25 protein-coding genes are annotated in these 24,031 nt (G+C 68.5%); 8 read left to right on the top strand and 17 right to left on the bottom strand.

Translation table 11 applies throughout. The features are described 5' to 3' along the window. Nucleotides 1–29: 29 nt before the first annotated feature. Nucleotides 30–1,706 (top strand): FAD-binding dehydrogenase, encoded by a 1,677-nt coding sequence (locus RM50_RS00630; protein ID WP_043448778.1) that lies wholly within the window; start codon nucleotides 30–32, stop codon nucleotides 1,704–1,706. A gap of 55 nt (nucleotides 1,707–1,761) precedes the next feature. Here RM50_RS00630 and RM50_RS00625 read toward each other — a convergent pair whose 3' ends face one another. The 3 genes from RM50_RS00625 to RM50_RS00615 are packed head-to-tail and all read right to left on the bottom strand — an operon-like array spanning nucleotide 1,762 to nucleotide 3,532. Further along, nucleotides 1,762–2,352 (bottom strand): DUF1254 domain-containing protein, encoded by a 591-nt coding sequence (locus RM50_RS00625; RefSeq protein ID WP_240471776.1) that lies wholly within the window; start codon nucleotides 2,350–2,352, stop codon nucleotides 1,762–1,764. Continuing rightward, a complete protein-coding gene (locus tag RM50_RS00620) occupies nucleotides 2,349–3,023 on the bottom strand; it encodes a DUF1214 domain-containing protein (protein ID WP_043448776.1) in 675 nt (224 codons plus the stop codon). Before RM50_RS00620 ends, RM50_RS00625 begins: the two co-directional genes overlap by 4 nt. Further along, a complete protein-coding gene (locus RM50_RS00615) occupies nucleotides 3,020–3,532 on the bottom strand; it encodes a GNAT family N-acetyltransferase (protein ID WP_043448773.1) in 513 nt (170 codons plus the stop codon). The genes RM50_RS00620 and RM50_RS00615 overlap by 4 nt, the downstream gene beginning before the upstream one ends. 105 nt (nucleotides 3,533–3,637) lie before the next feature. On the opposite strand from RM50_RS00615, the gene RM50_RS00610 reads away from it, so the two are divergent. Together RM50_RS00610 and RM50_RS00605 are read left to right on the top strand one after the other, a co-directional pair. Further along, entirely contained in the window at nucleotides 3,638–4,528 is an 891-nt protein-coding gene (locus tag RM50_RS00610; RefSeq protein WP_043448770.1) for a potassium channel family protein, read from the top strand. A gap of 37 nt (nucleotides 4,529–4,565) precedes the next feature. Continuing rightward, nucleotides 4,566–5,072 carry a DinB family protein gene (locus tag RM50_RS00605; RefSeq protein ID WP_043448768.1) on the top strand — a complete coding sequence of 169 codons (507 nt, stop codon included), beginning with the start codon at nucleotides 4,566–4,568 and terminating at the stop codon, nucleotides 5,070–5,072. 26 nt (nucleotides 5,073–5,098) lie between these two features. Here RM50_RS00605 and RM50_RS00600 read toward each other — a convergent pair whose 3' ends face one another. Next, complete coding sequence (locus tag RM50_RS00600; RefSeq protein ID WP_043448765.1) at nucleotides 5,099–6,004, bottom strand: CPBP family intramembrane glutamic endopeptidase; 906 nt, start codon at nucleotides 6,002–6,004, stop codon at nucleotides 5,099–5,101. Between the two features lie 16 nt (nucleotides 6,005–6,020). Then, nucleotides 6,021–7,070, bottom strand: a complete 1,050-nt coding sequence (locus RM50_RS00595; protein ID WP_043448762.1) for a helix-turn-helix transcriptional regulator — start codon at nucleotides 7,068–7,070, stop codon at nucleotides 6,021–6,023. Between the two features lie 174 nt (nucleotides 7,071–7,244). On the opposite strand from RM50_RS00595, the gene RM50_RS00590 reads away from it, so the two are divergent. Further along, nucleotides 7,245–7,679, top strand: coding sequence for a nuclear transport factor 2 family protein (locus RM50_RS00590; RefSeq protein WP_043448761.1), 435 nt, complete (start codon nucleotides 7,245–7,247; stop codon nucleotides 7,677–7,679). A gap of 11 nt (nucleotides 7,680–7,690) precedes the next feature. Here RM50_RS00590 and ppsA read toward each other — a convergent pair whose 3' ends face one another. The 3 genes from ppsA to RM50_RS00575 form a co-directional block, all read right to left on the bottom strand. Next, nucleotides 7,691–10,102 (bottom strand): phosphoenolpyruvate synthase, encoded by a 2,412-nt coding sequence (ppsA, locus tag RM50_RS00585; RefSeq protein ID WP_043448757.1) that lies wholly within the window; start codon nucleotides 10,100–10,102, stop codon nucleotides 7,691–7,693. 149 nt (nucleotides 10,103–10,251) lie between these two features. Further along, a complete protein-coding gene (locus tag RM50_RS00580) occupies nucleotides 10,252–11,070 on the bottom strand; it encodes a pyruvate, water dikinase regulatory protein (protein WP_043448754.1) in 819 nt (272 codons plus the stop codon). Nucleotides 11,071–11,167: 97 nt separating this feature from the next. Further along, the gene (locus tag RM50_RS00575) at nucleotides 11,168–11,977 is read right to left on the bottom strand and encodes a slipin family protein (RefSeq protein ID WP_043448751.1); all 810 of its coding nucleotides are present in this window, start codon (nucleotides 11,975–11,977) and stop codon (nucleotides 11,168–11,170) included. A 230-nt stretch (nucleotides 11,978–12,207) separates the two neighbouring features. Here RM50_RS00575 and RM50_RS00570 point away from each other — a divergent pair, with 230 nt between their 5' ends. The 3 genes from RM50_RS00570 to RM50_RS00565 are packed head-to-tail and all read left to right on the top strand — an operon-like array spanning nucleotide 12,208 to nucleotide 13,265. After that, entirely contained in the window at nucleotides 12,208–12,849 is a 642-nt protein-coding gene (locus tag RM50_RS00570) for a hypothetical protein (RefSeq protein ID WP_043448750.1), read from the top strand. Continuing rightward, entirely contained in the window at nucleotides 12,842–13,000 is a 159-nt protein-coding gene (locus RM50_RS20800; RefSeq protein WP_167562143.1) for a hypothetical protein, read from the top strand. The genes RM50_RS00570 and RM50_RS20800 overlap by 8 nt, the downstream gene beginning before the upstream one ends. Nucleotides 13,001–13,037: 37 nt before the next feature. Then, entirely contained in the window at nucleotides 13,038–13,265 is a 228-nt protein-coding gene (locus RM50_RS00565; RefSeq protein ID WP_052259865.1) for a PLDc N-terminal domain-containing protein, read from the top strand. A gap of 33 nt (nucleotides 13,266–13,298) precedes the next feature. Here RM50_RS00565 and RM50_RS00560 read toward each other — a convergent pair whose 3' ends face one another. The 5 genes from RM50_RS00560 to RM50_RS00540 form a co-directional block, all read right to left on the bottom strand. After that, a complete protein-coding gene (locus RM50_RS00560) occupies nucleotides 13,299–13,556 on the bottom strand; it encodes a hypothetical protein (protein WP_043448747.1) in 258 nt (85 codons plus the stop codon). Between the two features lie 187 nt (nucleotides 13,557–13,743). Next, nucleotides 13,744–14,823, bottom strand: a complete 1,080-nt coding sequence (locus RM50_RS00555; protein ID WP_043448859.1) for a DUF2891 family protein — start codon at nucleotides 14,821–14,823, stop codon at nucleotides 13,744–13,746. A gap of 35 nt (nucleotides 14,824–14,858) precedes the next feature. Next, on the bottom strand, nucleotides 14,859–15,830 hold the full coding sequence (locus RM50_RS00550) for a DUF979 domain-containing protein (protein WP_043448744.1): 972 nt from the start codon (nucleotides 15,828–15,830) through the stop codon (nucleotides 14,859–14,861). Beyond that, nucleotides 15,827–16,540 (bottom strand): DUF969 domain-containing protein, encoded by a 714-nt coding sequence (locus RM50_RS00545; protein WP_043448742.1) that lies wholly within the window; start codon nucleotides 16,538–16,540, stop codon nucleotides 15,827–15,829. The genes RM50_RS00550 and RM50_RS00545 overlap by 4 nt, the downstream gene beginning before the upstream one ends. 212 nt (nucleotides 16,541–16,752) lie before the next feature. Beyond that, nucleotides 16,753–17,430 (bottom strand): GntR family transcriptional regulator, encoded by a 678-nt coding sequence (locus RM50_RS00540; RefSeq protein WP_043448737.1) that lies wholly within the window; start codon nucleotides 17,428–17,430, stop codon nucleotides 16,753–16,755. Between the two features lie 69 nt (nucleotides 17,431–17,499). Here RM50_RS00540 and RM50_RS00535 point away from each other — a divergent pair, with 69 nt between their 5' ends. Further along, nucleotides 17,500–18,483 carry an adenosine deaminase gene (locus RM50_RS00535; protein ID WP_240471775.1) on the top strand — a complete coding sequence of 328 codons (984 nt, stop codon included), beginning with the start codon at nucleotides 17,500–17,502 and terminating at the stop codon, nucleotides 18,481–18,483. A gap of 7 nt (nucleotides 18,484–18,490) precedes the next feature. On the opposite strand, the gene RM50_RS00530 is transcribed toward RM50_RS00535, so the two are convergent. From RM50_RS00530 to RM50_RS00515, 4 genes are all read right to left on the bottom strand, one after another. After that, nucleotides 18,491–20,239 carry an acetyl/propionyl/methylcrotonyl-CoA carboxylase subunit alpha gene (locus RM50_RS00530; RefSeq protein WP_043448733.1) on the bottom strand — a complete coding sequence of 583 codons (1,749 nt, stop codon included), beginning with the start codon at nucleotides 20,237–20,239 and terminating at the stop codon, nucleotides 18,491–18,493. After that, on the bottom strand, nucleotides 20,232–21,908 hold the full coding sequence (locus tag RM50_RS00525; RefSeq protein WP_043448730.1) for a 5-oxoprolinase/urea amidolyase family protein: 1,677 nt from the start codon (nucleotides 21,906–21,908) through the stop codon (nucleotides 20,232–20,234). Before RM50_RS00525 ends, RM50_RS00530 begins: the two co-directional genes overlap by 8 nt. Before the next feature lie 2 nt (nucleotides 21,909–21,910). Beyond that, a complete protein-coding gene (locus tag RM50_RS00520) occupies nucleotides 21,911–22,669 on the bottom strand; it encodes a LamB/YcsF family protein (protein ID WP_043448727.1) in 759 nt (252 codons plus the stop codon). A 396-nt stretch (nucleotides 22,670–23,065) separates the two neighbouring features. Further along, nucleotides 23,066–23,917 (bottom strand): phosphotransferase, encoded by an 852-nt coding sequence (locus RM50_RS00515; protein WP_043448723.1) that lies wholly within the window; start codon nucleotides 23,915–23,917, stop codon nucleotides 23,066–23,068. Nucleotides 23,918–24,031 lie beyond the last annotated feature (114 nt).

The raw sequence follows: 24,031 nt of genomic DNA, 5'->3' as shown, positions 1-24,031 counted from the left end.
GGTCAGGCACCAGCCGAAAAGGGGACCGGATGGACGCGGACGTCATCATCATCGGCGGCGGCCTGGCCGGCCTGGTGGCCAGCAATGAGTTGGTCCGGGCCGGCAAGCGGGTGGCCATCGTGGAGCAGGAGAACCCCGCCAACCTGGGCGGGCAGGCGTTCTGGTCGCTGGGCGGCCTCTTCCTGGTGGACACTCCGATGCAGCGCCGCCTGGGCGTGAAGGACTCCTTTGAGCTGGCCTGGCAGGACTGGCAGGGGTCGGCGCAGTGGGACCGCCTGTCCGGCCCGCTTCCCGAGGACGAGTGGGCGCAGCGGTGGGGCCGTGCGTTCGTGGAGTTCGCCGCCGGCGAGAAGCGCGCCTGGCTGCACGGCCAGGGCATCCGGTTCACGCCCCTGGTGGGCTGGGCCGAACGCGGCGACGGCAGGGCGGGCGGCCACGGCAACTCGGTCCCCCGCTTCCACGTTCCCTGGGGAACCGGCACCGGGGTATCGGAACCGTTCGCCGCCAAAGCCCGGGCGGCTGCCTCGGCGGGCGGCGTCCAGTTCTTCTTCCGGCACCGGGTGGACGGTTTAACGTCCGACGGCGGGACGGTCACCGGGGTGCGCGGCGCCGTGCTGGCACCCGATGACGCCCCGCGCGGGGTGTCCTCCAACCGGGATGTGGTGCGCGGGTTCGAGCTGCGGGCGCAGGCAGTGGTGATCGCCTCCGGCGGCATCGGCGGTAATCATACCCTGGTGCGGAAATGGTGGCCGGACCGGCTGGGAACACCGCCGCGGAAGATGGTCACCGGCGTTCCGCAGCATGTGGACGGAAGGATGCTCGACATCGCGGACGGGTCCGGCGTGCGGCTGGTGAACCGCGACCGGATGTGGCACTACACCGAAGGGATCCAGAACTGGAACCCCATCTGGCCGGACCACGCCATCCGGATCCTCCCCGGCCCCTCGTCCCTGTGGTTCGACGCCCTGGGCCGGCGGCTCCCCTCCCCCGGCCTGCCGGGCTACGATACCCTGGGCACCCTGCGCCTGCTGCGGACCACCCCCGGCCCCGCGCAGTACGACCATTCCTGGTTCATCCTCAACCAACGCATCATCGAGAAGGAATTCGCCCTCTCCGGTTCGGAGCAGAACCCGGACATCACCAACCGGGACCTGAAGCTGCTGCTGAAGACCCGGCTGGGACGCGGCGCGTCCGGGCCCATCGAGGCGTTCAAGGAACACGGCGCGGACTTCGTGGTGGCGGACACCCTGGAGGAGCTGGTGCGCGGGATGAACGGGCTGACGGACCAGCCGCTGCTGGATCACGCGCTGCTCCGGCGGCAGATCGGGGAGCGCGACGCCGAGATCCGGAACCCCTATTCCAAGGACGCCCAGGTCACGGGCATCCGCAACAGCCGCCGGTACCTGGGCGACAGGCTCTTCCGGACCGTGAAGCCGCACCGGATTCTGGACCCGGCCGCGGGTCCGCTGATCGCCGTCAGGCTGCACGTGGTCACGCGGAAGTCGCTGGGCGGGATCCAGACCAACCTGGACGGGCAGGCCCTCGGCCAGGACGGGGCCCCGATTCCCGGGCTCTACGCCGCAGGAGAAGCTGCGGGCTTTGGCGGCGGCGGCGCCCATGGATACAACGCGCTGGAGGGCACCTTCCTGGGCGGTTGCCTTTTCACCGGCCGCACCGTGGGCCGGGCGCTCGCCCGCGCACTGTAAGCCCGCCCCCAGAGTACAGCGGCGGCGCACCCGCGCTGCGCGCCGCCGTCGTGCCTTACACCCCCGCCGGGCGCTGCCAGCCGGGCGCCAGGCCCATCCGTGTGGACAGCCGATGCGCGGTTGCCAGGTCAGCCCCGTCCAGGACCAGCACCCTGCCGACCAGGAGCACCGAACGCCGTGGCGACGCAATATGCCCCATCCCGTCGGGGACGATGCCGGACCACCCGGGCCCGGTGATGAGGAAATCGCCGGCCCCGGTACCGGTGGTGCGCTTCCCCACATAGGCGAAATTGGTGTTGGTCGCCGGGTTGGTGAACTGGACGCTGTAGTAGCGCCCTGCCATATCCGGGACGTGGAGGACCAGCGGGCCCTTCGAGAGGTCCAGCCAGGCGAGCGTCAGGAGGGTGTCCCGGTTGACGCCGGCCGAGGCAAGTTTCGAGCCGCCCGCGGGCACCTGCAGGGGGTCGGCGAAGAGGGCCTGCGACTGCGTGTAGAGCGTGTTGACGGGGATGGGCCCCTCACCGAACCCCTTGGCCAGGATGGCGCGCTTGAACACCGACAGGAGCATGCGGGGCCAAAAATAGGTCGCGGCGAACCAGGTGGCGGCCATGACCGCGCCGAAGATCAGGAGGTGCTCCAGTCTCACGGCGTCGCGCCTTCCACCCTGGCCACGGCCGGCACCACGTAGCTTCCCGCCAGGATCGCCGGGCCCGGCTGGTAGACGCGGAGCCACAAAATGAACTTTCCGGACGGCGCGGGAAGCCAGTTTGCGTCCCGTCCAGGCGGAGCCGCGGCCTGGATGTGGATGTCGACGGACCCGTCAGGGTTGGGGATGAGCCCGGACCGGTCGCCCACGCTGTACCTCCGGAGGGGATTGGGGACGAAACGGTTCCGCGCATCGCCCATGGTGAGCGACCAGAAGGCGTCGTTCGGCGGCAGGCCGCCGGCAGGGAACCGGAGGAGGTAGCGGTGCCGGCCGTCCAGCGCCGCACCATTCCCATCCGAGTTGGTCCACCAGTACACCGCTTCCTCTGCCGTGTTGACGGGGCCGGGGAACAGTTGCGCGCAGGCCGCCCGCATCAGCATGCCGTTGCCCGGATTGCCCAGCCGGGGCATGGTGGTCCACCCGTTGGTCCTCACCGCTTTGATCCTCGCGTAGGCCTGGGCTGTCACAAAGGCCAGGCCGAAGCCGATCAGGAAACCCTGCAGCACATCGCTGCGGACCGTCCGCGTCAACGGCAGGAAGAGCATGGCGAGGATGAACGCCACGCAGACCGTGCCGACCAGGGCCGCAAAGTACGTGTAGGTCCTGCTCACCCTTGGATTCCCGCCGCGTCCCGGCGGACCAGCCGGAGCTCGGGCAGTTCCTCCCACTCCACGGGCAGGGTGTTGCGCTTGCCGTCGGGCCGGAACCCCTGCTTCAGGTAGAAGGCGAGCGCCCGCGGATTGTTCTCCAGCACCCAGAGGTAGGACGGACCGGGGCCGACGGCGGCACGCACCAGGGCTGCCCCCAGGCCGGTCCCATAGGTGCGCCGGAGGGTATAGAGCGAGTACAGCTCCACGGGTTCGGGGGCGTCGTCCTCCCGGCCCGGGCCTGCGTCGGCATAGCCCACCAGTTCGCCGGTGGCGTCGAAGGCAAGGATCCGCGGATCTCCGGTGGCCAGGAACGCACGCCGGCGCTCCACCCGTTCCGGGATGGCTGCCCGGCGCCGCTGGAAGAACTCCGGTGACAGCAGGTGCCGGTAGCACTCCTCGTGCGCCAGCGTCTGCATCAGCACCACTGCCCCGGCGTCCTCCGGGGTGGCCTGGCGAAGTCGAAAGTCCATGGCGCCAGCCTAGCCAGTCGGACCGGCACCCGGGCCGGCCGCCGCCGTCGTACCCCTGCAATCTCCGCCGGGGCGCCGGCGATCCTGCGCAACTTAAGATGAGGCATGGACTTCGAGGACGTACTCCTGACCGTGGCCGGCGCGGCACTGATTCTGCTGATGGTGGCCGACGTCTTCCACACGCTCCTGTACCCGCACGGCTCGGGTCCGGTGGGCCGGACCATCATGCGCGGGTTCTGGCTGGCATCCAGGAAGCTCAGGGGCGGAGCCTCCACCGTCGCTGCACCGCTGGCCATGGCCGCCGTCATCGCGGCGTGGGCCGCCCTGGCTGCGGTGGGCTGGGCGCTGCTGTACCTCCCGCACCTTCCGGACGGGTTCTCCTACTCGGCCGACGTGCCCCGGCAGGCCGACTTCGCCGAGGCCCTGTATATCTCTCTGGTGGCCCTCTCCACCGCGGGATTCGGCGAGATCGTGGCGACGCATCCGCTGCTGCGGCTGGTGATGGCGTTCCAGGCCGTGGCCGGTTTCGGCCTGCTCACCGCCACCGTCTCGTGGATCCTGCAGACCTACCCCGCCCTGAGCCGGCGGCGCGCGCTGGCCCATCAACTGAACCTCTTCCGGGAGGCGGCCGGCCCGTCCGGCATCGCTTCCCTTGAGGCCCGGCACGCTGCTGCCCTGCTGGAATCGATGGCCGGAAACGTGGCCTCCGTCAGCATCGACCTGCTGTCCTTCCACGAGACCTACTATTTCCACGAGGTGGAGCAGCGCGGGTCCCTTCCGGCCACCATCGCCTATGCCCACCGCCTGGCCTCAGATGCCCAGGACAGCGACAACCCCGAGCTTCGGTTCGCCGGGCGGATGCTCTACGCGGCACTGGAGGACCTGGCCGGGGTGCTGCGGGGAAAGTTCGGCCACGTGGGAGACACATCCTCCGATGTGTTCGACCACTACGAGCTGCACCACCGCCACCGGCGCCCTCCCGGGCCACGGCAGTAGCCGCGGTGCCTGCGGCCCGGCTTGCTAGGGTCTGCGTATGGCTTCCCACTTCCACTCCATGGACGACGTCATCAACGAGCCCTGGCGCATCCAGTTCGAGTTCTTTATTGACGAGCACCGGGAGATGCTCAACGAGTGCCTGGCCGGGCTCACCGAGGAGCAGGCCCGGCGCCGGATGGTTCCCTCCCGCACCACCCTGCTGGGGCTGGTGAAGCATGCCACCTTCGTGGAGAAGGTCTGGTTCGACGAAGCCTTCACCGGCCGTCCCCGCAGCGGGATAGGCATTCCCGCCACCCCTGACGAATCGTTCATCCTGGCTGACGGCGACACCATCGCCTCCGTACGGGCGGCCCACCGGGAGGCCTGCGCCGCATCCCGGGCAGCGGCCGCCCCTCTTGGCCTCGACGACGTAGTGACCGGCAACCGGCGGGGGCCGCTCCCGCTGCGCTGGGTCTACCTCCACATGCTGCGGGAGCTGGCGCAGCACTGCGGGCACGCGGACATCCTGCGCGAACAGATCCTGGCAGCCGAAAATCCAGAGTGACCCCGCCCCGGCGTGAAAGCGGGCGGCTACCTCCGCCGGTGCCCTGACTTGATGTGGATGGGCAGGAAACGCCGCGGGCCCGTCATCTCGCCCCGGTGAGTCAGAGCCACGGCGGCTACCACCAGCCACATCGCAGCCGCCTGCCCCCAGGGGTAGACCTGCTGGGGAACTCCTGGGGTCAGCGGGTTGAGGATGAACTGGAACGCCGCCAGGCTGGCGTGCATCAACGCCGCCACGGAGACGCTCCCCGTGTGCTCATACACCCAGACCATGAGCACCCGGTAGGCCGTCAGCTGGCCGGCCAGCACCGCGGCGACCCACAGCGGCATGAAGACCGTCAGGGGCACGCCCCCGTTCGTCCCGCCGCCGCCCCAGAAGTTCACGAAGAAGTGCCAGGCTCCCCACAGCACCCCCACCAAAACCCCTGTCCAAAGAATGCTGTAGTGCTCCCTGGCCCTGGGAATGGCGAAGCCGGTCCAGCCGATCTCCTCGAGCAGCCCGACCACCAGCCCCAGGACGGCGGCCGAGACAAGTGTCCCCGCCCGGTCCGGCTCGGTGGCAATCCGCGGCGCATAGTCCAGGGAAGAAATCCAGAGCACCAGAACGGGGACGGCCAGCGTCACGGGAGCGACCAGCAGGGCGAAGAGGTACCAGCGCCCGTCGACGCGCCAGGTGAGCAGCCGGGCCCAAAGGTCCCGGTAGCCGTCCCGCCCCGACAGGATCCCCGTCAGGACCAGGCCGGCCACCGCGGGCCCCAGCAGCATGGCCGGCACGGTGGCGGGGAGGGTGCGCTGGAATTGTTCCGGTGTGGGCGAGAGGCCGCCAGTGACTGCCCACACGGCCGTCACGATGGCGCCCCAGGACAGGAGGAAGGTCACGGCGAAGTACCACGGCAGCGGGTGCTGACGTACGGAGCCCGCCAGTGGTTGCATGGAATTCCTCCGCCCTTCAGGCCACGAGCCGGGCCACCAGCTCCCCGCGGCTGCCGACGCCGATCTTTTCAAACAGCGACTTCAGGTGGTCGTGCACCGTGTGCGGGGAAATGAACAGGTGCCGGGCGATCTCCGCCGTCGAGCTTCCCGCCAGCACCTCCAGGCACACGTCCCGTTCCCGGGCGGTGACCCCGTATGCCATCAACAGCAGGCCGGCGAGGTCGTGGGTGGTGGCCGGTTCCACGGTGACCACCATCTGTTCGGGGTCGTCGCCGGTGATCAGGCGGCTGGCCTGCAGCACCACCCAGCTGTTCCCGGCGTCGCGCATCCTGGCCCGCGCGGTTCCCGATGCCGCGGCAGAGGCCTGCGCCACCACCGAAAACAGCGTCTGGCTGAAGCGGCCGGGGGCGGCCTCCTCCACGTCGGCAAGCCAGGAGGCGGCGGCAGGCGTGGCTGCGCGCAGGTCGCCGTGCAGCCCGGCCAGGACGATCACGGGCCCGACGGCGGCCGGCCCGGCGGGGTGCGCCACCCGGACCGCTGCCCTGGTGGCGGCCGCAAGGGTGGCCGTCACCGCGCCCAGGAATTCCACTTCCCGGTCGGAAAAGTCGGGGCCGCCCTGCCGGAAGATGCTGCCCACTCCCCAGCACAGCTCGTCCACCCGGAAGGCTGCGCGCAGCTCATGGTCAAAGCCCAGCGGCTTGATCAGCTCGTTGATCCGGACGCTGCGGGCCACCTCCCGGTACGGTGCGTCCGAGATCCTGGCGACGGGGTGGGGGCGGCGCAGCAGCTCGGCGAACGTGTTGGGTTCCTGGCCCGTGTATTCGGACTGGGCAAAGCGGAGGAAGTACTCTTCGAACTGGTGCTCCGCCACCGGCCACGGCTTCCAGTTGGTGACGGAGGTCATCACCATGGAGGCGGGGTCGACGCCGGCCCAGCACCCCTGCTCGAACGGCACCTCCCGCTGCACCACGGCGAGCGCCGAGGTGTAGAGGTCAGGCAGGTCCATGCCGCCGGCGGCCAGGGCGGCGATGTCACGCCGGGCACGCTCCGCGCGCTCCTCCCACATACCTCAAGTATCCGCCCGCCGGGCAGCGCGGCAATCCCCCAAACCGGGGGTTTTCCCGTCCGCCGAAACCCCCGGCGAGGGGATCGCGGCCGCCCATGCCGCCGTCGTATTTTCCCCTTACGGCGCCCTTACCTGGGCGTCCGGATGGACAGGACGGGAGCAAGGGAGGCTGCAATGGGACAGGCACGCGGGGTCATGGACCGGCTGATGGCGGCCATGGCCGCGAAGGACAAGGAGGCGCTCGCAGGGTGTTACGCCGCAGACGCTGCGCTCCGGACCCCGGACCGGGACGGAATCACCGGGCGTGAGGCAATCGCACGCTACTTCGCCGGTTTCTGGGAGGCCATGCCCGACGTCCGGTACGAGCACGCGGACCGGCACGAGGCCGGGAATGTGGCTATTGATGAAGGCTTCGTGGTGGGGACGAACACCGGGCCGCTGGCCCTGCCCACGGGCGGGACCCTGCCGTCCACCGGGAGGCAGGTCCGGGTGCGCAGCTGCGACGTCGCGACGGTGGAGGACGGGCTCATCACCTCGCATCGCGCCTACTTCGACCAGCTGGAACTCCTGGGCCAGCTCGGGCTGCTGCCCGAGCCGGCCCAGGGGTAAGGGCCTACCCGCTATACGCCGGCAGCCGCGGCGACGTTCGGCGTTTCCTCCGATGCCCCGGCGAGACGGATCCAGGTGTCCACCACGGTATCCGGGTTCAGGGAGACCGAATTGACGCCCTCCTTCACCAGCCATTCGGCAAAGTCCGGGTGGTCACTGGGACCCTGGCCGCAGATGCCCACGTACTTTTCCCGGGCGCGGCACGCTTTGATGGCCATGCTGAGCAGCTTCTTCACGGCGGCGTCCCGCTCGTCGAAGCTGTTGGCCACGATCGCCGAGTCGCGGTCCAGGCCCAGCGTCAGCTGCGTCATGTCGTTGGAGCCGATGGAGAACCCATCGAAGTACTCCAGGAACTCATCGGCGAGCAGCGCGTTGGACGGCAGTTCGCACATCATGATCACCTCGAGCCCGTTCTCGCCGCGGCGCAGGCCGTTCTCGGCGAGCAGTTCGATGACGCCCTGCGCCTCATCCAGGGTCCGCACGAACGGGATCATCAGCTTGACGTTGGTCAGGCCCATCTCGTTGCGGACGAAGGACAACGCCTCGCACTCAAGGTCGAAGCAGTCCCGGAAGGACGGCTCCAGGTAGCGGGAGGCACCGCGGAAGCCGATCATGGGGTTCTCTTCGTGCGGCTCGTAGGCCGGGCCGCCGATCAGGTTGGCGTATTCGTTGGACTTGAAGTCGGACATCCGGACGATCACGGGCTCCGGGGCGAAGGCGGCGGCGATGGTGGCCACGCCTTCGGCCAGGCGCTTGATGTAGTAGTCGCGCGGGCTGTCGTAGGCGCTGATGCGGTCCCGGATCTCCGCTGCCACGTCTGCCGGCTGGCTGTCCAGGTTCAACAGGGCCTTGGGGTGGATACCGATCTGCCGGTTGATGATGAATTCCAGCCGGGCCAGGCCCACGCCGTGGTTGGGCAGCTGCGCGAACGTGAAGGCCTGCTCCGGGGTGCCCACGTTCATCATCACCTTCACCGGCGCCTCCGGCAGATTGGTGATGCCGGTTTCCTCCACGCTGAAGTCCAGCAGCCCCTGGTAGATGGCCCCGGTCTCACCGTCGGCGCAGGACACGGTGACTTCCTGGCCGTCAGAGAGGGCGTCGGTGGCGTTGCCGGTGCCCACGACGGCGGGAATCCCCAGTTCACGGGCGATGATGGCGGCGTGGCAGGTGCGTCCGCCGCGGTTGGTGACGATGGCCGAGGCACGCTTCATGATCGGTTCCCAGTCGGGGTCGGTCATGTCCGCCACCAGGACGTCGCCGGTCTGGAAGGAGGCCATCTGGTCAATGGCGGTCAGGATCCGGACCTTCCCGGCCCCGATCCGCTGGCCGATGGCGCGGCCTTCCACCAGCACCGGGCCGGTGCCGTTGAGGCGGAACCGGCTCATGCTGCCCGGCGCCCGGCGCGACTGCACGGTTTCCGGCCGGGCCTGCAGGATGTACAAGCCGCCGTCGATGCCGTCCTTGCCCCACTCAATGTCCATCGGGCGGCCGTAATGCTTCTCAATGGCGACAGCGTGGCGGGCGAGCTGCTCCACGTCGTCGTCCGTCAGGCTGAAGCGGGCGCGCAGGGAGTCCTCCACCGGCACGAAGTCGATGGTGCGGCCGATCTCGCTGTTGGTGGTGTAGGTCATCTGCAGCGCCTTCTCGCCGAGGCCGCGCTTGAGGATCGCGGGACGGCCGGCGGCCAGGGCGGGCTTGTACACGTAGAACTCGTCCGGGTTCACGGCGCCCTGCACCACGGCTTCGCCGAGCCCGTAGGAGGAGGTGACGAAGACGGCGTCCTGGAACCCCGACTCGGTGTCCATGGTGAACATGACGCCGGACGCGCCGACGTCGGAGCGCACCATCCGCTGGATGCCCGCCGAGAGTGCCACCTCGGCGTGCTCGAACTTGTGGTGCACGCGGTAGGCGATGGCGCGGTCGTTGTAGAGCGAGGCGAAGACGTCCTTGATCGCCTGGAGGATGTTCTCGATCCCGCGGACGTTCAGGAAGGTTTCCTGCTGCCCGGCGAAGGAGGCATCCGGAAGGTCCTCGGCGGTGGCGCTGGAGCGGACGGCCCAGGACAGGTCGGCGGAGCCGGTGTGCTTGTCGACCAGCTGCTGGTACGCCTCGCGCACCTGTGCCTCGAAGTCCGGCAGGAAGGGGGTGTCGCGGACCAGGGCCCGGATTTCCTGGCCGGCGGAGGCCAGGGCGGTCACGTCGTCGGTGTCCAGCCCGACCAGCCGGTCGGCGATTTTCTGGTCCAGGCCCGAGTCGGCCAGGAACCGGCGGTAGGCGTCCGCGGTGGTGGCGAAGCCGTCCGGGACCTGCACGCCGGCGGAGGTGAGGTTCTGCACCATCTCGCCCAGGGAGGCATTCTTGCCGCCCACCTTGTCCAGGTCCTTGAGTCCAAGTTCAGAGAACCACAGAACGTCCGTCGTCATAATTGCTGCTCCTTTGCAGTGGGGTGGCGTAGGCGTGGACCGGCCGCCCACGGTAGTGGGCGGCCGGATGAAAATTCCTGTCAACAGTGGCAGGTTCCCGGCACACTTTCCACATGATGTGCCCCACACCACATCTGTTAAAAGTTTTGTCAGTGCTTGAGGTTCATCCGCTGCAGGATGGTGGCCGCCATTTCCTCCACGGAGACGGTGGCCGAGTTCAGGTACGGGATCCGGTGCGAGACATACAGCTGCTCGGCGCTGCGCAGCTCAAAACCGCACTGCCGCAGTGACGCGTAGGGCGAGCTGGGGCGCCGTTCGGTACGGATCTGGCTCAGACGCAGCGGGTTGGAGGACAGGCCGAAACACTTCGACACGAACGGCCGCAGCGGTTTGGGCAGCCCGTCCCGCTGGAAGTCCTCATCCACCAGCGGGAAGTTCGCCGCGAAGATCCCGTGCTGCAGCGCCAGGTACATGGTGGTGGGCGTCTTGCCGCACCGGGACGGGGCCACCAGGATCACCTGGGCCTTTTCCAGCGCACGCAGGCTCTGCCCGTCGTCGTGCTCCATCGCGTACTCCACCGCCGCCATCCTGGACTGGTACCGGGCGGCGTTTCCCAGCCCGTGCGCCCTGCCCGGTTCGCCGCTGGCGGGCGTGCCCAGCGCCTCTTCCAGGACACCCACGTGGGTGCCGATCAGGTCAACGATGACGCCCTTGCAACCGGCCAGGATCTGCCGGATCTCGCTGCTGACGGCGGTGGAGAAGACCAGCGGCCGGGGCCCGGTGGCGGCCAGGCCGTCGATGGTGCGCACCACGGACCGCGCCTGTTCGGCAGTGGTGATGAACGGGATGGTGACGCGGTCAAAGTCGGCCACCGGGAACTGGGTCAGCAACGTGTTGCCCAGCGTTTCCGCGGTGATGCCGGTACTGTCCGAAAGAAAGTAGACAGGCCGTAGAGCAGCAGTGGTCATGGCATCGACTTTAGTGCCCGCCGGAGTCAGGCACCCAAACGGCCGGGACCGCGGCGGGCAGCCGGGGATGCTCCACCTGCCCGCCGGTGCCTTGGCGTCAGGCCGCTTTGACCGGCGACTTTCCGCCGGAGGACGCGGCTTGGTTTTCGCGGGCCAGGAACGCGGAGAGTTCGCCGATGGTGCTCATGAGCGGGGCCGGGAAGACGACGGTGGTGTTCTTGTCGACGCCGATTTCCACCAGGGACTGCAGGTTCCGGAGCTGCAGCGCCAGCGGGTGGGCCATCATGGTGTCGGAGGCGTCACCGAGGGCAGCTGCCGCGATGGCTTCGCCTTCGGCGGCGATGATCTTCGCCCTCTTTTCACGTTCGGCTTCGGCCTGGCGGGCCATGGCGCGTTTCATGCTGTCAGGCAGTTGGATGTCCTTCAGCTCCACCAGGGTGACCTCCACACCCCATTCGACGGTGAGTACGTCGAGGATTTCGCGGATGTCGCCGTTGATCCGTTCGGTCTCGGACAGCGTCTGGTCCAGCGTGTGGCGGCCCACGACTTTGCGCAGGGTGGTCTGGGCGATCTGGTCGATGGCTGCGGCCACGTTTTCGATCGCGATGACTGACTTCACGGCGTCCACCACACGGTAGTAGGCCACCGCAGAGACATCGACGCTGACATTGTCCTGCGTGATGATGCCTTGGGACTGGATGGGCATGGTGACGATGCGCAGGCTGACCAGCGGCAGCCGGTCGATGACCGGGATGATCAGCCGCAGCCCTGGATCCCTGACGCCAACAACCCTGCCAAGCCGGAACAGCACGCCCTTCTCGTACTGGCGCACGATCCGGATGGACATCCTGGCAACGACCAGCAGCAGGACCACAAGGACAATAACAAGGATGGTGGTGGGGTCCATCAGGATCCCCTCCTGTGGGTGGCGGGACGTGCCGTCGCCGGGCCGGCGCCGTGACAGGTGCCCTGCCTCCATTGTCCCACCAAAAGGCGGCGAATGCCCTGGGCCCTTGGGCCCGCGGGAAAGCGACCGACCCGGGGCTAGACTGGCTGGGTAAGGACGGATTGGGGGATCCATGGCGGCGCTGCCGCCGTTCCGCTGGTCGGTCGCAGCCAGCGGATCCAAGGACCACCATGACCTTCTTCCAGGACTTCCCCGTCCCTCCCCTGCCGCCGCGGCCGCGGTCTACCAGGCACGTCCCGCCCCCTTGGGTGGCTGCACCCGCGTATGAACTGCCTGCCGTTGTCCATCTCGGCCTGTTCGTGAGCCGGACGCCGGGAATGGTGGTGGCGGTCAAGAGCGCGGACGTGTTCTCCACCGGATGCGTGTTCAACCTGTCCTGGCTGTTCCGCCGGACCGATCAATCCGATAGGGACTGGGACGATTTGCAGCCGCTGTTCTTCCAGCCCGGCAGGGGCTTTCGCGGGCGCAGCGAACGACATACCGGGTTGATGTTCGGCGTCGAATTTCCTGACGGTTCAAAAGCGAGCACCGGCAGCCAAATTCCCTACGGGCTGGTGGAGCCGGGCACCAACCCGGAGCCTCCGGTCCTCGCCCTGAACGGCGGCGGGGGCGGCGGGGGCGATGAAGAGTTCTCCGGCAGCGGCACCCTCTGGCTGTGGCCGCTTCCGCCTGCCGGCGACCTTCGGCTGGTTTGCCAGTGGACGGATTTCGGCCTGGAGGAAACCTCATTGATGCTCGACGGCGGGGCCTTGCGTCAGGCAGCGGCGTCCGTTCAGCCGTACTGGCCAGAGGAGGAGCGCAGCAATGGGTGACCTTACCGGGCTTGTCCTGTTTGTCCTCGTCGGCGCGGTCTTCTTCTACATCCTGTACGGCGTCATCCGTGCCGGCGTCCGCGACGGGATCCGCCAGGCCGACGAGCGGCGTGCCCGCCGCTCCGGGGAGTACACCCAGCACGGGCAGTAGGCCCGCCGACTTCAGGGAACCGGAGCATACTGGTCCTATGAACGCGACCGGTGCCGCGCAGTGGCTCCCCTGGCTGGTCCTCATCCCCTGCCTGGCCGTTTGGGGCTACAGCCTGGTGGACTTCAGCCAGACGGACGAACGGGACATGCGGACCTTCGACCGGGACGTCTGGCTGGTGCTCCTCGTCTTCGGCAGCGTGGTGGGCGGAGTTGCGTGGCTCGTGGCGGGCCGCCCCCGCCGGCCCGATGTCCGTCGTCGAACCTAGCCTGCGGCGGCCTGGACCCGGCCGGCACCCACCCTAAATGGCAGTAACGATGCTTCCGTAGCCCTGCAGGAACATCCGGCGCCCCTGGCCTTCGTCCGTCCAGATCCAGATGACGGAGTAATCCGATGTAACGGCGTCCACAACGCCAGTGCCTGCCACGGTTCCTTCGGCAAACCGGACCCGGTCGCCGACGGCCAACCGGGGATGCCTGGTCCGCTTCCTCCTGGGCTTGAGGGCGGTTTGCCCTGCCGTTGCAGGGTCTGACGGGCAGGTACTGACGTGCTGGCGCATGATCTTCCTCTGGGCTCGCGGGCGGACAGTCAGCTCATTACGACCCTGCCCGCTGCTCCCAGGTCACGCGCTGGGCGTGGTGGAAAAAGACTAACGCGGCGGCGCCCGTTTGGGCACCGCCGCGTCCTTTCACACCGAGTGTGACTGGTTCATCCCGTCACCTGCTGGATGGTCAGTCCGGGAAGACTCAGTCCAGCGCCGCCACGGAGCCCAGCGCATCCCAGGCGAAGCTGGCCAGCCAGTGCGTGGACATGAAGTCGCCGCTCTCCAGCCCGCGGAGCCCGGCTTTGAGCAGCGGGTCCAGGGCCTCGTTGAGCACGGCCGCCGAGGCGGAGGCCTCCGATATGGAGGATTCGCGGAGCGTGGCGATGATCCGGGCCACCTGCCCGGCGCGGGTCAGGTTCAGGCCATGCAGGTGCACCAGGTAGCCGTCCGTCTCATCCGTCACGCCCACCGGCTGCAGGATCCGCGACTCGGCGATGAGGTCAGGCAGGAACCCGGCGAACCAGTCGGCGAACCCGTCAGCCGTCAGGACACGGCGCATCAGGTCCGCCTCGCTCAGGCCGGCGGAGAGGAAGTCCTGCCCGCTGAGCTCCCAGTCGCCCGGCCAGCCGCGGTCGTTTCCAAACCACGACCGGGCCGCTTCCTCGCAGGCCGCGGCGGCATCAGCCCGGCCCAGCGACCGGAACGCATCCAGCATGTAGCCCACGCCGAAGGCGGCGTTGGTGTGCAGCCCGTGCCGCACGGGATACTGCGCCTTGGCCATCCAGGCCGCACTGAGGTCCGCCACGGCATCCACCAGGGGATCCAGGGCGGCGCCCCATTCGCGGATCTCCGCATCCGGGGACGCGGAGCAGGTGGCGGCCAGCCGCATCAGCCACGCCCAGCCGTACGGCCGCTCCCAGGACGGGTTGGCCAGCAGGTAGTCCCGTTCCACCGCCAGCTTGGCGGGCGTCAGGTTGGCACCCAGCGCCTGGCGCAGTGACGCAGCGGTGGAGCTGTCCACCCAGGCCGCCGCGCCGCCGTCGGACGCCTTTCCGGTCCCTTCCTGCGCGGCACCCAGCAGGCTGGCACCCAGCCAGTGCATGTGGACGCAGGAGTGCCAGTCGAAGGAGGTGTAGAAGGCGGGGTGGATTTCCTCCGGGATGGGCCGGTCCTGGGCGGACACCTGGGTGTGGTGGGCCGAGTGCGGGAAGGGCTCGGAGAGGTTGCCCAACACCACGGCTGCGTACTCCGGTGCCGCCTGCGCGCGAAGGTCGTTGTCCATCATGCTCCTTTGAAGGCCAGGGTGGGTGGAAAGGGTTAGTGGAAGGCCAGGAAGTACATCAGTGCGATGTTGACCGCCAGCAGCGGAATGGCCGTGCCCACCTGCGCCGTGATGACGCCGTACTTGTTCTTCATCTCCAGCAGCGCGGACGGCACCAGGTTGAAGTTGGCGGCCATGGGCGTGCAGAGCGTGCCGCAGAAACCGGCCAGCATGCCGATGGCGAAGACGATCGCCGGGTCGCCGTGGAAGGTCTCCACCAGCACGGGCCAGCCGATGGCCGCGGTCATGATGGGGAAGGCCGCGAAGCCGTTGCCCATCAGCACGGTGAACAGGAACATGCCCACGCAGTACACGATCACGCCGGCGATCAGCGAGCCTTTGGGCAGCAGGCCGGAGGCCAGGGTGCCCACGGCGGTGCCCACTCCCGCCTTGGTGAACAGGATGCCCAGCGTGGTGAGCATCTGCGGCAGCAGCGCAGCCCAGCCGATGGATTCGAGGATCCGGCGGCTTTCGAAGATGGGCGTCGCCGGGTTCTTGGGCTTGAGGATCACGAGGGCGACGACGACGGCGGCCACGGCGCCGATGGCCAGGGCTACCAGCGTGGTGTTCTTGGGGTCGAGCAGCGGGGTGCCGCCGATGGACAGCACGGGGGCGGCGAGCACGAGGATGACGGTGACCAGGGGCAGCGTCAGGGCCGGAATGAAGAGCTTGTTGCCGAAGCGCTTGGCGAAGGCCTCCCGCTCGTGGACGGTGGAGGTGCGGTGCTTGCCGTGGCCCAGCAGGCCGGTGGAGGCCAGCACCACCAGGATCAGGACGGCGATGCCCAGGATCCAGCCGGGTGCGGTGCCTGCCTGGACCCAGGTGCTGTAGAAGAAGCACAGGCCCAGCAGCCCCCAGAAGGCCGAGCTGCCCCAGCGGCGGGGGTGTTTGGTGTCGGCGGCAATCAATGATGCCCAGGCGACGAACAGAATGCCGATCAGCCAGTAGACGGCTTCAACGTTGATCATTTGGCTTCTCCTGCGGTTTCCTTCTGGGCGGTGAGCTCGTAGTCGCGGTATTCCTTGTCCAGCTGCTTGTCCAGGCGCAGCAGCCGGAAGCCGTGGATGAGGAAGGCCGCGATGGCGGTGGGGATGGCCCAGAGGGCCAGCTGAAGCGGTTCCAGGTGCAGGTGGTAGGTGGTGTCCACGAACGTTGTGATCAGCAGGATGGAGCCGACGGCCACGAACACGTCTTCGCCGAAGAACACGCCCACGTTGTCCGCGCCGGCGGAGTGGCCCTTGATCTTCTCGCTGATCTTCTCCGGCACATGGCCGTAGCGGCGCAGCGCGGCGCCCTCGGCCATGGGGAACACCAGCGGGCGGACGGTCTGGGCGTGGCCGCCGATGCTGTTCAGGCCCACCGCGGCGGTGATCTGGCGGACGGCCAGGTAGCCGATCAGGACGCGGCCTGCCGTGAGCTTGGCGAGCCGGCCGATGAGGACCTTGGCCTGCTCCTGCAGCCCGAAGAACTCGATGATGCCCACCACCGGCAGCACCGCCACGAAGATGGTGACGGAGCGGCTGCTGGCGAAGCCGGTGCCGAACGAGTCAAGGATCTGCGCGGGGTTCATCCCGCCCAGCAGTGCGGTGACGATGCCGGCGACGGTGACGACAATCAGGGGGTTCAGGCGGATGGCGAAGCCAACGATCACCAGCAGCACCCCGATGAGTACAAGCATGATTATCCCTTCCCAGGGGACCCGTGACGGGTCTGCGAAAGTGGGGGCCGGCGCGTCCGTGGGTTGGTCAAGTGGGGGTGACGGCGCCGAGGGGCGGGAGCCCCTGTCACGTTGGGGCTGCAGGGTTAAGTGAGCTGCAGAACAACGGTGTGATCTAAAGCATAGCTTTTTGTTCAACAATCCTGCAACCCCCCTTTTTGGGGAAGGGTTGGCTAGCGGCCGACGGCGTCGAGCAGCTGGGCCTCGGCGCGGTCCAGGTAGGCGGCCAGGAAGTCCGCTGCCGCGGCGAGTTCCCCGGTCTCCAGGAGTTCCACGATCTTCGCGTTGTCCTCCACGTACGGTTCGTGGAAGGCGGGGTTGGCGGCCATGGAGTGGAACACCAGCCGCATCTCGGCCAGCACCTGGTCCATCAGGCTGTTGAGCCGCTCGCTTCCGGCGCGGTCAACGATGGCTCGGTGGAAGTCCTGGTTGGCTCCGGCCATGCCGGGGATGTCCCCCTCCGCGGCGGCGGCCCTGGCGGCCTTGATGATGCCCGCCAGGACCTCCGTCGGGGCGTCGCGGGACCAGAGCACCGCGGCGGGCTCCAGGAACCGCCGGACACGGTAGATTTCGCGGATATCGTCAGCGGTGGGGTGCGCCACGAACACGCCGCGGTTGGGGATCCGGGTGACGATGTGCTCGGCATGGAGCGCCGTGAAGGCTTCCCGGAGCGTGTTCCGGGACACGCCAAGTGCCTCCCGGAGGGCTTCCTCCGCGAGCTTCGAACCGGGCTTGAGCTGGCCGGCCGCGATCCTGCTGCGGAGCTGGGCGGCCACCCACAAGCCGGTTTCGGCGTGCTTGGTGGTTCTGGCCTGGGCTTGGAGATCGGCCAGTACCTCGTCAAACGTCATGGCACCACGATATCCGGCAGGACACCGGTACCCTGTCCGCACGGGACGTATTCCGCCATCATGGTGACCATGACGTGGCTTGACGGCCTCCGGTTCGACCCGATCGCCCCGCTGCTGTCCAGTGGCCACCCTGCCGTGCGCTCCTGGGCCGTCCGCGAGCTGGTCGCCGGGCCGGGAGGGCTGCCAGCCGCTCCCGCGGGTGCGCCGGACGAGGCACTCTGGGACCTTCCGGTCCCCCGCCGGATCCTGCGGCACCAAGCGGCGGATGGGTCGTGGGCCTATCCGGGAAAACGGCCCCGGGACCGCATGGACTACGACCTGCTGGAGACCTACCGGCAACTCGGGTTCCTCGTCGAGATGTTCGGGCTCACCCGCCGGCATCGGGCCATCGCCGCGGCCGCCGGTTATGTGCTTTCACACCAGTCCGGGCTGGGTGACCTTCGGGGGATTTACGGCAACCAGGTGTCTCCCAACTACACGGCGGCCCTCATCGGACTCCTGTGCAAAGCGGGGTACGGCGACGACCCGCGCGTAGAACGCGCGTTCAGCTGGCTTGAGGCGTCGCGGCAGGACGACGGCGGCTGGGCCCTTCCCATCCGCACCCGTGGGAGGAATCTGGACGCGCTGGACGAGCCGCAGACCATTCCCGGCGATCCGGCGCAGCCGTTCTCGCACCTGATCACCGGGGTGGTGCTCAGGGCCTACAGTGCCCATCCCGCGCCCGGCGCAAGCACCTCCGCACAGAGGGCCGCGGAAATGCTGGCGGCCCGCTTCTTCGAGCCGGACGCCTATCCTGACAAGGGCCGCGTCTCCGACTGGACCGAGTTCTGCTTTCCCTTCTGGATGACGGACCTCGTTTCCGCCCTCGACGCCATCAGCATCATCCGCCCCGGCCTGCGAACGGAAAAAACCAATCAGGCGCGTGACTGGCTCTCCGCGCACCAGGAACCGTCAGGGCTCTTCACCGGCCACCTGCTCCGGGACAGGTTCCACGACCTCCAGCTCTGGTTCAGCCTTGCGGTCTGCCGCGTGTTCGCGCGGATGCCCTCGTGACGTGCGCTCAGGAAATGGTGGTGAGCACCTGCCCGGGCCCGACGGCGTCTCCGGCCGCGGCGTACAGCTCACCGACTGTCCCGGCGCGGTGTGCGGCCACGGCCGTCTCCATCTTCATGGCTTCGAGCACCAGCACCGCTTCGCCTTCCTCGACGCTGGCCCCGGGCTCAGCCAGCCACTTGACCACGGTGCCGGCCATGGTGGCCAGCAGGTCGCCGTCGTTCGTCTCCTGCAGCGTCTCCCCGCTGGCGTCCGGGCTTTCGGCATGCCGCCGGCCACCGCCGTCGAGCAGGGAATCCAGCAGCGCTTTGGGCAGTCCCAACTCCATCCGCTTGCCGTCCACCTCGATGCCGATGGTCCGGCGGGCTTCATCCGGCGCGGCCGGGCTGAAGGCCGGGTCCGCGTCCAGGGCGGTGGCGAATTCGTTCTCAATCCAGGTGGTGTAGGTGTCCAGCCGGTCCTCGCGGGTGAAGTCCGGCGCCCCGACCACTGCCCGGTGGAAGGGCAGCACGGTGGCCAGTCCGCCGATCCGGAAGTCCTGCAGGGCGCGGCGGGCACGCCGGAGGGCCTGCTGGCGGTCTGCACCGGTGACCACCAGCTTGGCCAGCAGCGAGTCGAACTGCCCGGGCACCGTAGAGCCGGCACGGACGCCCGTATCCAGCCGGATCCCGGGCCCGGTGGGCACCTCGAAGGATTCCACGGTCCCGGGCGAGGGCAGGAATCCGCGGCCCGGATCCTCGGCGTTGATGCGGAATTCGAAGGCGTGGCCGCGCGGCTCCGGGTCCTCCAGGACGGGGAGCTGCTCCCCCGCCGCGATGGCCAGCTGGGCAGCCACCAGGTCCACGCCGGAGGTCTCCTCGGTGATCGGGTGCTCCACCTGCAGCCGCGTGTTGACCTCCAGGAAGCTGAGGAAACCGGAGCCGTCCAGCAGGTACTCCACGGTGCCGGCGCCGACATATCCGGCCTCCCGGCAGATGGCCTTGGCAGAGGCATGGATGGCGGCCCGCTGGTCCGGCGTGAGGAATGGCGCGGGGGCTTCCTCCACGAGTTTCTGGTGGCGGCGCTGCAGCGAGCAGTCGCGCGTGCCCACCACCACCACATTGCCGTGCGTGTCCGCAATGACCTGTGCTTCCACGTGGCGGGGGCGGTCCAGGAATTTCTCCACGTAGCACTCGCTGCGGCCAAAGGCTGCAAGGGACTCGCGGACCGCCGAGTCGAAGCTTTCCTCGATATCGGCCAGGTTCCGGACCACTTTGAGGCCGCGTCCGCCGCCGCCGAAGGCAGCCTTGATGGCCACGGGGAGGCCCACCTGCTCGGCGAAGGCACGGACCTCGGCGGCGCTGTCCACGGGCCCGTCACTGCCGGGTGCCAGCGGGGCGCCGGCCCGGACGGCCACCTCGCGGGCGCTGACCTTGTCGCCCAGCAGGCGGATGGTGTCCGGGGAGGGGCCGATCCAGGTCAGGCCGGCGTCCAGCACGGCCTGGGCAAAGCCTGCGTTCTCGGACAGGAAGCCGTAGCCGGGGTGGACGGCGTCGGCGCCGCTCTTGGCCGCAATGGCCAGGATCTTGTCGATGTCCAGGTAGGTTTCCTGGGGCCTGGATCCGGCCAGCGAGTACGCCTCCGTGGCTGCTGAGACGTGCAGCGCATCGGCGTCGGGGTCGGCGTAGACTGCCACGCTTTCCAGGCCTGCGTCGTCGCAGGCACGGGCGATCCGGACGGCGATCTCGCCGCGGTTGGCTATGAGGACTTTACGCATGGGGGCTTTCCTTAGCTGTTTCGGGCAGTTCTGCCGGGGGTGCTGCAGCGGTGAACCGCACGGCGGCGCCCGGGGGAAGTTGGGCCGCTTTGTCCAGGTCCGCGTGGACGACGACGGCGATCACCGGGTATCCGCCCGTCACCGGGTTGTCGGAGAGGAAGAGGACAGGCTGGCCTTCCGGCGGCACCTGGATGGCGCCCCGGACCGTTCCTTCGCTGGCCAGTTCACCGTCGCGGCTCCGGGTGAGGGCGTGGCCGTTGAGGCGCAGTCCGATCCGGTTGGACTGCGGCGTGACGGTCCAGTCCTGTTCCAGGAAGTCCTGCAGGGTTTGGGCACTGAACCAGTCCTGCCGGGGTCCGGGCACCACGCGGAGCACGGTTGCCGCGGACTGGTCCGGAAGGGGTGACGACTCGGGGTGGCCCACGATGCTGCCCGGCTTCGGTGCGAGCACGGGAAGGATGGTTCCAGCCTGGAGCGGTTCGGGCCCGATCCCGGACATGGTGTCCGTGGACCGGCTCCCCAGCGCGTCGGGGCCGCCGATCCCGCCGCGGACGCCGAGGTAGGAGCGGAGCCCTGCCGTGGGGTTTCCCACCGTCAGCCTCTCCCCTGCCAGCAGCGCGAAGGGGGCGCCGCACCCGGGGTGCCGGGCCGCCGTTGTACCTGCTGCCGCGTCTTCCGGCGGCGTGATCCCAAGTGGAACCTCTGCGCCGGTGACGGCCAGGACCTGGTCCGAGAGGGCCTCGAGTTCCAGGCCGCCGAAGAGGAGTTCGATGCCGGCCGCGTCCTCGGCGTTGCCCACCAGGCGGTTGGCGCGGCGGAGGGCCGCCCGGTCCATGGCGCCGGCGCTGCTGACGCCGAGGGAGGCGTAGCCCGGGCGGCCCAGGTCCTGGATGGTGGCCTGGAGTCCCGGCTTCCGGACGGCAAGCCCTGCGGTGGCGGGGTCTGTTGCCGCGGTGCTGGCCGCGCCCGGCCCGCGCTGTTCGGTCACAGCGTGGTCGGTCACGGTGGCCTGCGCCCGCACCGCGTTGAAGCGGACCGTGTCGCCGGGCCGGATCAGGGCCGGGTTTTCGCGGTCCAGGTCCCACATGACTGCTTCGGTCCGGCCGATCAGCTGCCAGCCGCCGGGCGACTGCCGGGGGTAGACCGCCGAGTACGCGCCGCCCAGTGCCACGGCACCGGCGGGCACAGCCGTCCTCGGTGAGTGGCGCCGCGGCACTTCCAGGCGGGAATCTTCGCCCGTGAGGTAGGCGAAGCCGGGGGCGAAGCCGGCAAAGGCGGCGGTCCAGAGCTGGCCTTTGTGGGCGGCAACGACTCCCTGGCGGTCCAGCCCGGTGAGCTTCGCGACCTCGTCCAGGTCCTCGCCGTCGTACACCACGTCGATGGTGACCAGCGTGCTCTCGGTGCCGGCCGGGGCTTCCAGGTCGATGCTGCGCACGTGAGTGGCCAGGGCCCGTGCCGCGTGGGGCGAGTCCGTGGTGATGAGGACGGTCCGGGCCGCGGCAATGACGTCAACCTGCCCCGGCTGGGGGTGTGCGGTGAGTTGCGCCTGGAGGCTGAGGACGGAGTCCAGGGTGGGGAGCTCCACCAGGATGGCGCAGTCTCCGGCGGCCCGGATACCGGTCAGTGCGGCGTGTGGCGGCTTCTGTGCCTGCTGCTGTGTGGTGGGCATGGCTAGGCGAAACTTTGGATCTGGATGCCGGCGTCCAGCAGCGCGGCGCGGACGGCGGCGGCCATGGCAACGGCACCCGGCGTGTCACCGTGCAGGCAGATGCTTTCGGCCTTGACCTGTACCAGCGAGCCGTCGATGGCCCGGACCACGCCGTCCCCGGCCAGGCGCAGGACATGTTCGACGACGTCCTCCACCTTGTGCAGCACGGCGCCGGGCTCGCGGCGGGACACCAGGGTGCCGTCCGGGTTGTAGGCGCGGTCGGCGAAGGCTTCGGCCACGGTCCGCAGCCCGGCGGCGTCGGCCTGGCGCTGGATCTCGGAGTTGGGGAGGACCATGAGGGGAAGGGTGGGGTCCACGGCCAGGATGGCGGCAACGACGGCGCCGGCCTGCTGGGGGTGGTTGACGATGGTGTTGTACAGGGCGCCGTGGGGCTTGACGTAGCGCACGGCGGTCCCTGCGGCGAGGGCAACGGCCTGGACCGCGCCGATTTGGTAGACGACGTCTGCGGTGAGTTCCGCCGGAGTCATGTCCACGAAGCGGCGGCCAAAGCCGGCGAGGTCGCGGTAGCCGGGGTGGGCGCCCACGGTGACGCCGGCCTTCACGGCGGCCTGGCACGTGGCCATGATGCCCACGGGGTCGCCCGCGTGGAAGCCGCAGGCTACGTTGGCGCTGGAAACACTCTCGAAAATGGCGGCGTCGTCGCCGAAGGACCAGTTCCCAAAGGACTCGCCGACGTCGCTGTTCAGGTCGATGCTGGGCATTGTGATCTCCGTCTCGGATTGCTGTTCATCCAAGAATGCCCTAAAAACTCGGATTGTTCAACAATCTGCCCTCCCCTGTTTCACCAACCCCCTGGGACGCGCCATCACCTCCTGCCGGTTTCCCCGCGACGCGCCACCACCTCCTGCCGGCTTCCACGCGACGCGCCACCACCTCCTGCCGGTTTCCCCGCGACGCGCCATCACCTCCTGCCGGTTTCCCCGCGACGCGCCATCACCTCCTGCCGGCTTCCCCGCGACGCGCCACCACCTCCTGCCGGTTTCCCCGCGACGCGCCATCACCTCCTGCCGGATTTCCCGCGACGCGCCATCACCTCCTGCCAGATTTCCCGCATGGGCTGTTTGATTCTTGTCGCGCGAGCGCCACGGGGACTCCCGTTAGAAGTTCTCCAGCGACTCAGCGAGCATCCGATGGCCTTGTTCTTCGAAGGTATGGTCGCCAACCTGATATACCCAAACAGCGGTGGAAACGGCTTCGCGCAAGAGCATCATGTTCCAGTTCCCACCGCGCCTTGGATCTGAACCGTATCCGGCAAGAAAGGCCCGCTCCAACTGAGGGGCTGCACGCCACTGCTGTACGGCAAGCCGACAGAAGTCACTGGCGGCCGGCCTCAACGCGTACCTGCCAAAATCGATGATCTTCAATTCCGCCCCGTCCACAAGCCAATTGCGGGGCTGCCAGTCACCATGGGTGGGAACGACAATTGCAGGCTCCGGCTTGTAGTCGCCAAGTAGGGCTTTGGCGCGTCTTGCTGCAGAATCTTCGATCCGGTGGGGTCCGTCCAGCCAGGCCAGTGCTTTAGCAGTAGCCGCTGACTCGTACTCGACGTCGCAGGTACCCGCCTGTTCGTGGAATGCACGAAGGAGAGCCCCGGCCTGAACATAGGTGCCAATCGCGTATTCGGACTCACGACCTTCCACAAGGCACCCCTCAAGACACTCGGCCAGCAAGACGTTTGCCGTGGCATCAGAATGGATGAGCTTCGGGGCACGGCTTCGGCGGACCAGGACAGCCGTAGCGGATGCGTGGGCTGCAATCTCACGCTTTATGAAATGGTTGGACATCCCGCCCGCTTTGACGATGTACCTGTGCTTTTTATGCTCAACCTCTAGTACCACGGTATCTGTGAGCTTCCAGGAACAATCGTTCACCAAACGGACACCAGGAAGCCAGGCCTCAACGCGTTCAACCTGTTTCAGGCTTAGCCGGTTTTGATGCCAGGAATCCATTCCGGCAGCATAATTGCCGAGCCACTTACTCCACCGCAAGTTCGTGCAGGTGATGGCACTGAAACAGGGGTCACCGCAAGTGGTTGTGGCAGGTGTGTGTTAAATGTGGGAGGC

The sequence above is a fragment of the Pseudarthrobacter phenanthrenivorans genome, assembly GCF_000813845.1.
Taxonomy (GTDB): Bacteria; Actinomycetota; Actinomycetes; order Actinomycetales; family Micrococcaceae; genus Arthrobacter; species Arthrobacter phenanthrenivorans_B.
Note: the sequence above shows the minus strand (reverse complement) of the source record. Positions and strands in the feature narration are given on the sequence as shown.

What these genes read in the sequence shown, in the direction of transcription:
- RM50_RS20800 (WP_167562143.1), top strand. Translation starts at nt 12,842, where the DNA reads ATGGGTGACCTTACCGGGCTTGTCCTGTTTGTCCTCGTCGGCGCGGTC.
- RM50_RS00560 (WP_043448747.1), bottom strand. Translation starts at nt 13,556, where the DNA reads ATGCGCCAGCACGTCAGTACCTGCCCGTCAGACCCTGCAACGGCAGGG.
- RM50_RS00575 (WP_043448751.1), bottom strand. Translation starts at nt 11,977, where the DNA reads ATGGACCCCACCACCATCCTTGTTATTGTCCTTGTGGTCCTGCTGCTG.
- ppsA (WP_043448757.1), bottom strand. Translation starts at nt 10,102, where the DNA reads ATGACGACGGACGTTCTGTGGTTCTCTGAACTTGGACTCAAGGACCTG.
- RM50_RS00525 (WP_043448730.1), bottom strand. Translation starts at nt 21,908, where the DNA reads ATGCCCACCACACAGCAGCAGGCACAGAAGCCGCCACACGCCGCACTG.
- RM50_RS00535 (WP_240471775.1), top strand. Translation starts at nt 17,500, where the DNA reads ATGACGTGGCTTGACGGCCTCCGGTTCGACCCGATCGCCCCGCTGCTG.
- RM50_RS00605 (WP_043448768.1), top strand. Translation starts at nt 4,566, where the DNA reads ATGGCTTCCCACTTCCACTCCATGGACGACGTCATCAACGAGCCCTGG.
- RM50_RS00590 (WP_043448761.1), top strand. Translation starts at nt 7,245, where the DNA reads ATGGGACAGGCACGCGGGGTCATGGACCGGCTGATGGCGGCCATGGCC.
- RM50_RS00555 (WP_043448859.1), bottom strand. Translation starts at nt 14,823, where the DNA reads ATGGACAACGACCTTCGCGCGCAGGCGGCACCGGAGTACGCAGCCGTG.
- RM50_RS00565 (WP_052259865.1), top strand. Translation starts at nt 13,038, where the DNA reads ATGAACGCGACCGGTGCCGCGCAGTGGCTCCCCTGGCTGGTCCTCATC.
- RM50_RS00545 (WP_043448742.1), bottom strand. Translation starts at nt 16,540, where the DNA reads ATGCTTGTACTCATCGGGGTGCTGCTGGTGATCGTTGGCTTCGCCATC.
- RM50_RS00520 (WP_043448727.1), bottom strand. Translation starts at nt 22,669, where the DNA reads ATGCCCAGCATCGACCTGAACAGCGACGTCGGCGAGTCCTTTGGGAAC.
- RM50_RS00610 (WP_043448770.1), top strand. Translation starts at nt 3,638, where the DNA reads ATGGACTTCGAGGACGTACTCCTGACCGTGGCCGGCGCGGCACTGATT.
- RM50_RS00515 (WP_043448723.1), bottom strand. Translation starts at nt 23,917, where the DNA reads ATGGATTCCTGGCATCAAAACCGGCTAAGCCTGAAACAGGTTGAACGC.
- RM50_RS00615 (WP_043448773.1), bottom strand. Translation starts at nt 3,532, where the DNA reads ATGGACTTTCGACTTCGCCAGGCCACCCCGGAGGACGCCGGGGCAGTG.
- RM50_RS00630 (WP_043448778.1), top strand. Translation starts at nt 30, where the DNA reads ATGGACGCGGACGTCATCATCATCGGCGGCGGCCTGGCCGGCCTGGTG.
- RM50_RS00570 (WP_043448750.1), top strand. Translation starts at nt 12,208, where the DNA reads ATGACCTTCTTCCAGGACTTCCCCGTCCCTCCCCTGCCGCCGCGGCCG.
- RM50_RS00530 (WP_043448733.1), bottom strand. Translation starts at nt 20,239, where the DNA reads ATGCGTAAAGTCCTCATAGCCAACCGCGGCGAGATCGCCGTCCGGATC.
- RM50_RS00540 (WP_043448737.1), bottom strand. Translation starts at nt 17,430, where the DNA reads ATGACGTTTGACGAGGTACTGGCCGATCTCCAAGCCCAGGCCAGAACC.
- RM50_RS00550 (WP_043448744.1), bottom strand. Translation starts at nt 15,830, where the DNA reads ATGATCAACGTTGAAGCCGTCTACTGGCTGATCGGCATTCTGTTCGTC.
- RM50_RS00580 (WP_043448754.1), bottom strand. Translation starts at nt 11,070, where the DNA reads ATGACCACTGCTGCTCTACGGCCTGTCTACTTTCTTTCGGACAGTACC.
- RM50_RS00595 (WP_043448762.1), bottom strand. Translation starts at nt 7,070, where the DNA reads ATGTGGGAGGAGCGCGCGGAGCGTGCCCGGCGTGACATCGCCGCCCTG.
- RM50_RS00600 (WP_043448765.1), bottom strand. Translation starts at nt 6,004, where the DNA reads ATGCAACCACTGGCGGGCTCCGTACGTCAGCACCCGCTGCCGTGGTAC.